Origin of the sequence: Klebsiella ornithinolytica (genome assembly GCF_030505655.1) — a bacterium.
GTDB classification, from domain to species: domain Bacteria; phylum Pseudomonadota; class Gammaproteobacteria; order Enterobacterales; family Enterobacteriaceae; genus Klebsiella; species Klebsiella ornithinolytica.
In genome coordinates, this window is sequence record NZ_CP130153.1 from 4,612,946 (window position 1) to 4,624,372 (window position 11,427).

General features: G+C 55.0%; 9 protein-coding genes. 5 read left to right on the top strand and 4 right to left on the bottom strand.

Going from position 1 to position 11,427, the window contains the following annotated elements:
* Nucleotides 1-4: 4 nt before the first annotated feature.
* Both aceE and pdhR read right to left on the bottom strand, forming a co-directional pair.
* Complete coding sequence (gene aceE, locus Q1L34_RS21925) at nt 5-2,668, bottom strand: pyruvate dehydrogenase (acetyl-transferring), homodimeric type (protein WP_032689465.1); 2,664 nt, start codon at nt 2,666-2,668, stop codon at nt 5-7.
* A gap of 241 nt (nt 2,669-2,909) precedes the next feature.
* A complete protein-coding gene (pdhR, locus tag Q1L34_RS21930; protein WP_004857919.1) occupies nt 2,910-3,689 on the bottom strand; it encodes a pyruvate dehydrogenase complex transcriptional repressor PdhR in 780 nt (259 codons plus the stop codon).
* Between the two features lie 643 nt (nt 3,690-4,332).
* On the opposite strand from pdhR, the gene aroP reads away from it, so the two are divergent.
* From aroP to Q1L34_RS21945, 3 genes are all read left to right on the top strand, one after another.
* Nucleotides 4,333-5,706 carry an aromatic amino acid transporter AroP gene (aroP, locus tag Q1L34_RS21935; protein ID WP_162098158.1) on the top strand — a complete coding sequence of 458 codons (1,374 nt, stop codon included), beginning with the start codon at nt 4,333-4,335 and terminating at the stop codon, nt 5,704-5,706.
* Nucleotides 5,707-5,878: 172 nt separating this feature from the next.
* A complete protein-coding gene (locus Q1L34_RS21940; protein ID WP_004857915.1) occupies nt 5,879-7,285 on the top strand; it encodes a glycoside-pentoside-hexuronide (GPH):cation symporter in 1,407 nt (468 codons plus the stop codon).
* On the top strand, nt 7,285-8,235 hold the full coding sequence (locus Q1L34_RS21945) for a glycoside hydrolase family 43 protein (RefSeq protein WP_065905821.1): 951 nt from the start codon (nt 7,285-7,287) through the stop codon (nt 8,233-8,235). The genes Q1L34_RS21940 and Q1L34_RS21945 overlap by 1 nt, the downstream gene beginning before the upstream one ends.
* A gap of 30 nt (nt 8,236-8,265) precedes the next feature.
* Here the strand turns inward: Q1L34_RS21945 and ampE are convergent, their stop codons facing one another.
* Both ampE and ampD read right to left on the bottom strand, forming a co-directional pair.
* Nucleotides 8,266-9,120 (bottom strand): beta-lactamase regulator AmpE, encoded by an 855-nt coding sequence (gene ampE / locus Q1L34_RS21950; RefSeq protein WP_044349247.1) that lies wholly within the window; start codon nt 9,118-9,120, stop codon nt 8,266-8,268.
* Complete coding sequence (ampD, locus tag Q1L34_RS21955) at nt 9,117-9,680, bottom strand: 1,6-anhydro-N-acetylmuramyl-L-alanine amidase AmpD (protein WP_327204283.1); 564 nt, start codon at nt 9,678-9,680, stop codon at nt 9,117-9,119. Before ampD ends, ampE begins: the two co-directional genes overlap by 4 nt.
* Nucleotides 9,681-9,913: 233 nt before the next feature.
* Here ampD and nadC point away from each other — a divergent pair, with 233 nt between their 5' ends.
* Both nadC and ppdD read left to right on the top strand, forming a co-directional pair.
* Nucleotides 9,914-10,807: a carboxylating nicotinate-nucleotide diphosphorylase gene (gene nadC / locus Q1L34_RS21960; protein WP_004857908.1), complete on the top strand. Its 894-nt coding sequence runs from the start codon at nt 9,914-9,916 to the stop codon at nt 10,805-10,807.
* A 178-nt stretch (nt 10,808-10,985) separates the two neighbouring features.
* A complete protein-coding gene (gene ppdD / locus Q1L34_RS21965; protein ID WP_032716568.1) occupies nt 10,986-11,417 on the top strand; it encodes a prepilin peptidase-dependent pilin in 432 nt (143 codons plus the stop codon).
* Nucleotides 11,418-11,427 lie beyond the last annotated feature (10 nt).

Below are 11,427 nucleotides of genomic sequence, written 5' to 3' on the forward strand. Positions count from 1 at the left end.
CCTCTTACGCCAGACGCGGGTTAACTTTTTCTGCATCGATGTTGAATTTGATGATGGCATCCGCCACCACTTTCTTATCGATTTCGCCACGTTTAGCCAGTTCGCCCAGTGCTGCTACAACCACATAAGAAGCATCTACTTCGAAGTGGTGACGCAGGTTCTCACGGCTGTCGGAACGTCCGAAGCCATCAGTACCCAGCACGCGGTAGTCGTCAGCCGGTACATAAGTACGGACCTGCTCGGCGAACAGTTTCATATAGTCGGTTGATGCTACAGCCGGAGCGTCGTTCATCACCTGAGCGATGTACGGAACGCGCGGAGTTTCCAGCGGGTGCAGCATGTTCCAGCGCTCACAGTCCTGACCGTCACGGGCCAGTTCGGTGAAGGAGGTGACGGAGTAAACGTCAGAGCCCACGCCGTAGTCTTTCGCCAGGATCTGCGCTGCTTCACGAACGTGACGCAGGATAGAACCGGAGCCCAGCAGCTGAACTTTACCTTTGCTACCTTCAACGGTTTCGAGTTTATAGATACCTTTACGGATACCTTCCTCGGCACCTGCTGGCATGGCCGGCATGTGGTAGTTTTCGTTCAGCGTGGTGATGTAGTAGTAAACGTTCTCTTGTTTCTCACCGTACATACGCTCCAGACCATCGTGCATGATGACCGCAACTTCGTACGCGTAAGACGGATCGTAAGAGATACAGTTCGGGATAGTCAGAGACTGAATATGGCTGTGACCATCTTCGTGCTGCAGACCTTCGCCGTTCAGCGTGGTACGACCGGAAGTCCCGCCGACCAGGAAGCCGCGAGCCTGCTGGTCGCCTGCCTGCCAGCACAGGTCGCCGATACGCTGGAACCCGAACATGGAGTAGTAGATGTAGAACGGGATCATCGGCAGGTTGTTGGTGCTGTAAGACGTTGCCGCCGCCAGCCAGGATGCGCCTGCGCCCAGTTCGTTGATCCCTTCCTGCAGGATCTGACCTTTTTCGTCTTCTTTGTAGTAAGCAACCTGCTCACGGTCCTGCGGGGTGTACTGCTGGCCGTTCGGGCTGTAGATACCAATCTGACGGAACAGGCCTTCCATACCAAAGGTACGCGCTTCATCGGCGATGATCGGCACGAGGCGGTCTTTGATGGACTTGTTCTTCAGCATCACGTTCAGGGCACGAACGAACGCGATAGTGGTAGAAATTTCTTTGTTCTGCTCTTCCAGCAGCGGCGCGAAATCTTCCAGGGTCGGCAGCTCCAGCTTCTCATCGAAGTTCGGCTGACGGCTCGGCAGATAGCCGTGCAGTTTCTGACGCTGAGCGTGCAGATAGGTATGCTCTTCGGAGCCTTCCGGGAAGGTCACGTACGGCAGTTTTTCGATATCCGCATCGGCAACCGGCACATTGAAACGATCGCGGACATAGCGAACGCCGTCCATGTTCATTTTCTTCACCTGGTGAGCGATGTTTTTACCTTCAGCGGTATCGCCCATGCCATACCCTTTAATGGTATGAGCCAGGATAACGGTCGCTTTGCCTTTGGTCTCCTGCGCTTTTTTCAGGGCAGCAAAGACTTTCTTCGGATCGTGACCACCGCGGTTCAGAGCCCAGATCTGCTCGTCAGTCCAGTCGGCAACCAGCGCTGCGGTTTCCGGATATTTACCGAAGAAGTGCTCACGAACGTACGCGCCATCTTTGGATTTGAAGGTCTGGTAGTCACCGTCAACGGTTTCGTTCATCAGCTGAATCAGCTTACCGCTGGTGTCTTTACGCAGCAGCTCATCCCAACGACCGCCCCAGATAACCTTGATAACGTTCCAGCCGGCACCGGCGAAGATACCTTCCAGCTCGTTAATGATTTTACCGTTACCGGTGACCGGGCCGTCCAGACGCTGCAGGTTGCAGTTAATGACGAAGACCAGGTTATCCAGTTTTTCACGGGTGGCGATGGTGATAGCGCCTTTAGATTCCGGCTCGTCCATCTCGCCGTCGCCCAGGAAGGCATAAACGGTTTGTTTGGAGGTATCTTTCAGACCACGGTGTTCCAGATACTTGAGGAATTTCGCCTGATAGATAGCACCGATTGGGCCCAGACCCATGGAGACGGTCGGGAACTGCCAGAATTCCGGCATCAGTTTCGGGTGCGGATAAGAAGACAGACCGTTACCGTGAACTTCCTGACGGAAGTTATTCATCTGCTCTTCGGTCAGACGGCCTTCGAGGAACGCACGTGCGTATACGCCCGGAGAAATGTGGCCCTGGAAGTAAACCAGGTCGCCGCCATCCTGCTCGTTGCGCGCACGGAAGAAGTGGTTAAAGCACACTTCATAGAACGTTGCGGAGGACTGGAAGGAAGCCATGTGGCCACCCAGTTCCAGATCTTTTTTCGATGCGCGCAGAACGGTCATGATGGCGTTCCAACGAATCGCAGAACGAATTCGACGTTCCAGATCCAGATTCCCCGGATATTCCGGTTCATCTTCAACGGCAATAGTGTTGACGTAACTGCCTGTAGATGTGCCAGCAGCAACCTTCACCCCGCCTTTGCGGGCTTCAGAAAGGAGTTGGTCAATCAGATACTGAGCACGCTCAACACCTTCTTCACGGATGACCGATTCGATCGCCTGTAGCCAGTCGCGAGTTTCGATCGGATCCACGTCATTTGGTAAACGTTCTGACATGGGGGGTATTCCTTATCTATCTAATCGTTGATTAATCTGGAACCTGTCCCATTGCACTCTTTGTTCTTCATATTTCAGGTTATCTCTTTGTTGGCTGCGCTTCCTCACCCTGGCCACATAGTTAGCTATGCTCCCGGGGATTCACGCGCTTGCCGCCGCGATATAACCCGAACTATTTGAACAACCAAAAGCACAATAAGACAGGTTCTGCGTTTAGTTGCCGCGCTCTAAAAAATGGCGCTTAAGAACCGGAGTTCTCATCTTTCCGTTGCTGTAAACGACGCAGTGAGCGTTCTCGACGACTCTCCTCACGGCTACGATCCAGCAAAATTTCTTCAATGAACGCCAGGTGTCGATGCGACGCTTCACGCGCCTGCTCCGGCTCTCCGGCGATTATCGCCTCGAAAATACGAGTGCGATGGTTGCTGACCTGCGGAAGCATCTCCCGACGGGCATACAGCAATTCAAAGTTCTGACGAACGTTTTGCGCGAGCATCGGCTCCATGCAGCGTAGCAGATGGAGAAGCACGACATTGTGCGCCGCTTCGGTGACGGCAATTTGATACTGGACGACGGCGTCAGATTCGGCGTCAAGATCGCCGGACTGCTGAGCCCGTTCGATAGCCTGATGCAGCTCGCGAATACGTTCGCGGTCAGCATCATTGCTGCGCAGCGCCGCGTAATAAGCCGCGATGCCTTCCAGCGCGTGGCGGGTTTCCAGCAGATCAAATTGGGATTCAGGGTGATCGGACAGTAGCTCGACCAGCGGGTCGCTGAAGCTCTGCCACAGGCTGCTCTGTACAAAAGTTCCACCGCCCTGGCGACGAAGCAACAAGCCCTTGGCTTCGAGGCGTTGAATCGCCTCACGCAGCGAGGGGCGGGAAACGTCGAACTGTTTGGCCAGTTCGCGTTCAGGCGGGAGTTTTTCACCGGGGCGTAAGGTCCCCTCAAGGATTAAAAACTCAAGCTGCTGCTCTATCACATCAGATAGTTTTGGTTGGCGGATTTTGCTGTAGGCCATATTCCCTGTCTCTGCCATTAGCCCGTAGTCAATTGGTCTTACCAATTCGCAGTTCGTAGCGGTAAAGTAACAAAGTATTCACCTTCTGTCCATACAGGTTTTGATTGAAATCAGGAAACCACGCACATTTTAACAACCTTACAGAAATAACATTTCAGAATTGTAACTTCACACAAATGATGTGTTTACCCCATAAGAGGTAGCGTTAACGTTTATGAAACGAAAAATTAGGCTATCTGAACCGATTCAACTCCGTAAAACTCAATTATTTATTCATAAGGAGTGAATATTCAGCCACCTCAAGCGGATCGCGTTCACCGGCCTGCTATTTACAAATGGTTTCTTTTTGCTCGCTTCGTCATCATCCCTTCATAAAGCAGGTGCATTCACTCGCGCTTATCACTATTCTCGGTGAGACGAAAGGCCTTTTGGTGTTTTTATGTTTCGCCTTCCGTAAAGAAATCAATACGAAAACGGAATTTCGGAATTACACCACACAACAATATGTAAGCTGAATCAATCAGGACCGAGCTGACCAAAACGCCCTTGAATTTAGATAGCTATGCTATCTGGCAGGGACAGACAACGAAGCAGTAGCCTGAAGGACGACGCGTATAAACATAATAACCACACACGAGGTTTCATGATGGAAGGTCAACAGCATGGCGATCGGCTCAAGCGCGGCCTGAAAAACCGCCATATTCAGCTTATTGCTCTGGGCGGCGCTATCGGCACCGGCCTGTTTCTGGGCAGTGCATCCGTTATTCAGTCCGCCGGCCCCGGGATTATTCTGGGCTATGCGATCGCCGGTTTTATCGCCTTCCTGATCATGCGTCAGCTGGGTGAGATGGTCGTAGAAGAGCCGGTAGCAGGTTCATTCAGTCATTTTGCGTATAAATACTGGGGCGGTTTTGCCGGCTTTGCTTCCGGTTGGAACTACTGGGTACTGTACGTTCTGGTGGCCATGGCCGAGCTGACTGCGGTCGGGAAATATATTCAGTTCTGGTGGCCCGAGATCCCAACCTGGGTGTCCGCTGCGGTGTTCTTTATCGCCATCAATGCCATTAACCTGACCAACGTGAAAGTGTTTGGTGAAATGGAGTTCTGGTTCGCCATTATTAAAGTAGTGGCCGTTGTGGCGATGATTCTGTTTGGCGGCTGGCTGCTGTTCAGCGGCAACGGCGGCCCACAGGCAACCGTACGCAACCTGTGGGACCAGGGCGGGTTCCTGCCGCATGGCTTTACCGGACTGGTGATGATGATGGCGATTATCATGTTCTCGTTTGGTGGTCTGGAGCTGGTCGGGATCACGGCAGCTGAAGCGGACAATCCGGAACAGAGCATCCCGAAAGCCACCAACCAGGTTATCTACCGTATCCTGATTTTCTATGTGGGCTCGCTGGCCGTTCTGCTTTCACTGCTGCCGTGGACGCGCGTCACCGCAGATACCAGCCCGTTCGTGCTGATCTTCCACGAGCTGGGCGATACCTTTGTGGCCAACGCCCTCAACGTCGTGGTGCTGACCGCTGCGCTGTCCGTGTATAACAGCTGCGTATACTGCAACAGCCGCATGTTGTTCGGTCTGGCCCAGCAAGGGAACGCCCCGAAAGCGCTGATGAGCGTCGATAAGCGCGGCGTGCCGGTCAATACCATTCTGGTCTCTGCCGTGGTCACCGCGCTGTGCGTCCTGATTAACTACTTCGCACCGGAGTCGGCCTTTGGCCTGCTGATGGCGCTGGTGGTTTCCGCGCTGGTCATTAACTGGGCGATGATTAGCCTGGCGCATATGAAGTTCCGTCGCGCCAAGCAGCAGCAGGGCGTGGTTTCGCGTTTCCCGGCGCTGTTCTACCCGGTCGGCAACTGGGTCTGCCTGCTGTTCATGGTGGCGGTACTGGTGATTATGCTGATGACACCGGGCATGGCGATTTCCGTTTACCTGATCCCGGTATGGATTGCGATTCTGGGCGTCGGCTATCTGTTTAAACAGAAAAGCGCCAGCGCACTAAAAGCACAATAATACATCTCTGGATTCTGTGCCCGTCCCGTCATGGCGGGCACAGAGCATTGTTATCTGCTTCACACTTTCCCTCCAACAGTCGTTTTATCCATATCGTTGACCTGATACTGCAACGCATTTATCGGCAATTCCGCAAATAATTCTCTCCATACCGCAACGGGGAGATCTCCAGATGGCAGGCAATAAACTTTCAGTGAGAGAAAAGATTGGCTATGGGATGGGCGATGCCGGATGCAACATCATATTTGGCGCCATCATGCTGTTTGTTAACTACTTTTACACCGATATTTTTGGCCTCGCGCCCGCGTTAGTGGGCGTTTTGTTGCTCTCCGTACGCGTCATCGATGCCGTGACAGACCCGATCATGGGCGCCATGGCCGACCGTACTCGCAGTCAATATGGCCGCTTCCGTCCGTGGCTGCTGTGGATGGCCTTCCCCTACGCGCTGTTCAGCGTCCTGATGTTCACCACGCCGGAATGGACCTATCACAGCAAAGTTATCTATGCCTTCGTCACCTACTTCCTGCTCTCACTGACCTATACCGCGATTAATATTCCCTACTGCTCGTTAGGCAGCGTGATTACTAACGATCCGCAGGAGCGCGTAGCCTGCCAGTCGTATCGTTTTGTGCTGGTCGGTATTGCCACGCTGCTGCTGTCGCTGACGCTGCTGCCGATGGCCGACTGGTTCGGTGGCGCCGATAAAGCCAAAGGTTATCAGATGGCGATGACCGTGCTGGCAGCAATTGGTATGTGTATGTTTTTATTCTGCTTCGCCACCGTTCGTGAACGCGTGCGTCCGGCGGTACAGACCCACGATGAACTGAAGCAAGACTTTAAGGACGTCTGGAAAAACGATCAGTGGGTTCGCATCCTGCTGTTAACGCTTTGCAACGTCTGTCCCGGGTTTATCCGCATGGCCGCCACCATGTACTACGTGACCTGGGTCATGCAGCAAAGCACCCACTTTGCGACGCTGTTTATCAGCCTCGGCGTGGTCGGGATGATGATCGGCAGTATGCTGGCAAAAGTGCTGACCGATCGCTGGTGCAAGCTGCAGGTTTTCTTCTGGACCAATATCGCCCTGGCGATTTTCTCCTGCGCGTTCTACTTCTTCGACCCACATGCCACCATGATGATTATGGTGCTCTACTTCCTGCTCAACATCCTGCATCAGATCCCGTCGCCGCTGCACTGGTCCCTGATGGCTGACGTCGATGATTACGGCGAGTGGAAAACCGGCAAACGCATCACCGGGATCAGCTTCTCCGGTAATCTTTTCTTCCTGAAAGTCGGGCTGGCGGTAGCCGGCGCGATGGTCGGTTTCCTGCTCTCATGGTACGGCTACGATGCCGGCGCCAAAGAGCAGAGCGCCTCGGCGGTAAACGGTATCGTGCTGCTGTTCAGCGTCATTCCGGGTGTTGGCTACCTGATTACCGCAGGCGTCGTGCGGATGCTGAAGGTCAACCGCGAGTTTATGTGCCAAATCCAGTCGGACCTGGAAAAGCGTCGCGCTAACTACGAGGAACTCAATACCTGGCAGGATCTCAAAACCAGTGAACACATAAGGAAAGCTTGATGAGCAACTGGCCTAATCCGTTTATTGAACAACGCGCGGACCCCTATATTCTGCGCCATCAGGATCACTACTATTTTATCGCCTCGGTTCCGGAATATGACCGGCTGGAGATTCGTCGCGCGGCGACGCTGGAAGGTCTACGCGAAGCGCCGCCGGTGGTGGTCTGGCGTAAAGCGGAGAGCGGCCCAATGAGCCAGCTCATCTGGGCACCGGAACTGCATGAAATTGACGGGAAATGGTATATCTATTTTGCCGCTGCTCACACGCAAGACCTGGACCAACTCGGGATGTTCCAGCACCGGATGTTTGTCCTCGAATGTGCCGACAGCGACCCGCTCAGCGGTCAGTGGGTTGAAAAAGGCCAGGTAAAAACGCCCTTCGATACCTTTGCGCTGGATGCCACCACCTTTCAACATCAGGGCAGGCAGTGGTATCTGTGGGCGCAGAAAGCCCCACATATTGCAGGCAACTCCAACCTCTACCTGGCGGAGCTGGCAAACCCGTGGACGCTAAAAGGTGATCCCGTGATGTTGAGTAAACCGGAGTTTGACTGGGAATGTCGCGGTTTTCGGGTCAATGAAGGCCCGGCGGTTCTGGTCCACGGCGAGCGGCTGTTTGTCAGCTATTCCGCCAGCGCAACCGATGAAAACTACTGCATGGGACTCTTGTGGATAGACCTGCTGGCCGACCCGCTGCGCCCGGAGAACTGGCATAAATCACCGGAGCCCGTATTTCGTACCAGCGATGAGAACCGTCAGTATGGCCCCGGTCACAACGGTTTTACGCAAACGCCGGAAGGGGAAGATGTGCTGGTCTACCATGCGCGGAACTATACCGAAATTGAAGGCGATCCGCTGTACGATCCGAATCGCCATACGCGGCTCAAGCGGGTTCGCTGGCAAGAAAACGGGATGCCTGACTTCGGCATCCCGCCCGCCGATACGTATTGATCGCCTCCCCTGCCCGGCAGCGGGCGGGGCTTAAATCAAGGTACCGTAAATGGTGAGTAGCGCCATGATAACGACCACCACCAGCGACGTTTTTTTGGCCATTGAGACCGCCGCTTTAGGTGTCTCGACCTTATCCACATGCGGTTCGCGCGCCAGCGAAAACTGAGCCAGTCGGGTCAGAACCTGGTACTGCGACGAGTGACGGTCGCCCAAAGAAGCAAACCAGGCCGGCAAGGCTCTTTCCCCGTGTCCCACCAACGCATAGACCACGCCGACCAGACGTACCGGCAGCCAGTCCACCACGTGCAGAATGGCATCAATCCCCGACTGTAAGCGATGGCGCGGCGTCTGATAACGCGCCAGCCACGTCTGCCAGGCGCGCAGCACGCAGTAGCCAATCAGCGTAATAGGTCCCCATGGCCCGCCAACCACAAACCAGAACAGCGGAGCCAGGTAGTAGCGGTAGTTAATCCACAGCAGCGCATTTTGCAGTTCGCTCAGAAACTCGCGATCGTCACAGCCTGGCGGCACGCCGTGAATCAGCGTCAGCTCGCTGGCCATCGCGTCACAAGCATGACGATCGTTGCGTGATGCGGCTTTCAGATACGCATGATAGTGCAGCCGTACCCTGCCCGCGCCAATACACAGCAGGCCGAGCAAGATCCAGAAGACCAGAAGAGGGACGTTAAACAGCACCCCGTGCAGCAGGCGCTGAATAAGATAAACCACCGCCATGGCCAGCGCCGTCATCAGCAGAGTCGCAGGGAGTGAAAAGTGTTTTACCCGGCGAAACAGCACTTCCAGGCGGTGATCGAGCTGCCAGTGCTCACCCAGCTTAAACAGCCGCTCAGCGATGAGAACCAGCAGCGTAGTCAACAACGTCATGGCATCTCCTTTTCTGACGAAGCGGCCAGCAGGCCGCGAAATTTTGCCCAGTCAAAAGCCGGACCGGGATCCGTTTTTCGGACTGGCGCAATATCGCTGTGGCCAGTCATATGGCGTGCGATGGCCGGGTACAACGCGATCAGCTGTCGCATCACCGCCACCAGCTGCTGGTACTGCGCATCGGTATAAGCCAGCGTGTCGGTTCCTTCCAGCTCAATGCCGATAGAAAAGTCATTGCAGCGTTCACGCCCGTGATAGCTGGATACGCCCGCGTGCCACGCTCGCTTATCAAAAGGAACATACTGCACAATTTCACCATCGCGACGAATAAGACAATGCGCTGAAACGCGCAGGTGCGCGATTTCCGCAAAGAAAGGATGAGCGCTGGGATCGAGCGTTCCGGTGAATAAAGCATCGATCCACGGGCCGCCAAACTCCCCCGGCGGCAGACTAATATTATGCACCACCAGTAAGGAAGGGGCTTCATCATCCGGGCGGCAATCATGGTGCGGCGAAGGAACCCGACGCGCATCCACCAGCCATCCCCCATTCAACTGCATGCGGAATCTCCTTTCGCTAACTCATGCTCCCGGGCCGCCCGTGGCCCAAAGGATGCTGATTATCATACACAAAATCGTTCAGCCTGCGGTCCAGCAACCCACAAATCATCGCTGAAAAGCAGAGACATAGCCGATACAGAGGCGCCCCGAAGCGCGAAGTCTGTATGGTGTAGAAACGCTGTTCAGGTTAGCATGTTTCCCACTGCTGAATCTTATCTATCTGGAGCTTTATCATGTCGCCTCGTCGCTACAATCCCGACCGCCGCCGTGACGCGCTGCTGGAACGCATTAACCTGGATATCACCGATGCCGTCGCCCAATCCCTGCGGGAAGATCTGGGTGGCGAGGTCAATGCCAACAACGATATTAGCGCCCAATTATTGCCGGAAGACGCACGCTCACATGCGGTCATTATTACGCGCGAAGACGGCGTATTTTGCGGTAAGCGCTGGGTGGAAGAGGTCTTCATTCAACTGGCTGGCGACGATGTCAGCATCACCTGGCATGTCGAAGATGGCGATCTCATCAAAGCGGACCAGCCGCTGTTCGAGCTGGAGGGGCCTTCCCGGCTGCTGCTGACCGGTGAACGCACCGCGCTGAATTTCGTGCAGACCCTGTCCGGCGTCTCCAGCGAAGTACATCGCTACGTCGAGCTGCTGGCCGGAACCAAAACCCAGCTGCTCGACACGCGTAAAACGCTGCCAGGCCTGCGCACCGCACTGAAGTATGCCGTGCTGTGCGGCGGCGGCGCCAACCACCGTCTGGGTTTATTCGACGCCTTCCTGATTAAAGAAAACCACATTATTGCCTCAGGCTCAGTGCGTCAGGCGGTGGAAAAAGCTTTCTGGCTGCATCCGGACGTTCCGGTTGAAGTGGAAGTGGAATCGCTTGATGAACTGGATGAAGCGCTTAAAGCCGGCGCGGATATCATTATGCTCGATAATTTCACCACCGACCTGATGCGTGAAGCGGTGAAGCGGACCAACGGCAAGGCGGCGCTGGAAGTATCCGGCAACGTGACGTTTAAAACCATCCGCGAATTTGCCGAAACCGGCGTTGATTACATCTCCGTGGGCGCCCTGACCAAGCACGTACACGCCCTGGACCTCTCCATGCGTTTTCGCTAATCGCCCGCCCCGGAGCGACAACGCGCCGGGGCTTTTTTTGCGAGACAGCGAGCATCTCTGACTCCCCCACCTGCAAGAACACCAGAAAACCTGGAAAGTCGTTTCCCACCCCATCATTTGTCATTCGCCGCGGCGCCGCCAGCGCGTCACAGTGCTTCCTTCACCACAAGGAGCATATATGGACAGACAACGCGGATTTACCCTGATCGAACTGATGGTGGTCATCGGCATTATCGCCATTCTGAGCGCTATCGGCATTCCGGCTTATCAGAACTACCTGCGCAAGGCGGCCCTGACCGACATGCTGCAAACCTTTGTCCCCTACCGCACGGCAGTTGAACTATGCGCGCTCGAACACGGCGGACTGACAAGCTGTGACGCCGGCGCCAACGGCATCCCTTCTCCAGCGACCACGCGCTACGTCGCCACCATGAGCGTCGCGAAAGGTATTGTCACGCTGAACGGACAAGAAAGCCTGAACGGACTGAGCGTCACCCTGACGCCGTCCTGGGACAATGCAAGCGGTATCACCGGCTGGGGGCGCGTCTGCAACATAGCCAGCAACAGCGCACTCCAGCAGGCCTGCGAAGATGTGTTCCGCATAAACTGAGGCCGCCACG

Bases quoted from the DNA above. Each gene is read 5' to 3' on its own strand.
- aceE (WP_032689465.1), bottom strand. From the start codon at position 2,668: ATGTCAGAACGTTTACCAAATGACGTGGATCCGATCGAAACTCGCGAC.
- pdhR (WP_004857919.1), bottom strand. From the start codon at position 3,689: ATGGCCTACAGCAAAATCCGCCAACCAAAACTATCTGATGTGATAGAG.
- aroP (WP_162098158.1), top strand. From the start codon at position 4,333: ATGATGGAAGGTCAACAGCATGGCGATCGGCTCAAGCGCGGCCTGAAA.
- Q1L34_RS21940 (WP_004857915.1), top strand. From the start codon at position 5,879: ATGGCAGGCAATAAACTTTCAGTGAGAGAAAAGATTGGCTATGGGATG.
- Q1L34_RS21945 (WP_065905821.1), top strand. From the start codon at position 7,285: ATGAGCAACTGGCCTAATCCGTTTATTGAACAACGCGCGGACCCCTAT.
- ampE (WP_044349247.1), bottom strand. From the start codon at position 9,120: ATGACGTTGTTGACTACGCTGCTGGTTCTCATCGCTGAGCGGCTGTTT.
- ampD (WP_327204283.1), bottom strand. From the start codon at position 9,680: ATGCAGTTGAATGGGGGATGGCTGGTGGATGCGCGTCGGGTTCCTTCG.
- nadC (WP_004857908.1), top strand. From the start codon at position 9,914: ATGTCGCCTCGTCGCTACAATCCCGACCGCCGCCGTGACGCGCTGCTG.
- ppdD (WP_032716568.1), top strand. From the start codon at position 10,986: ATGGACAGACAACGCGGATTTACCCTGATCGAACTGATGGTGGTCATC.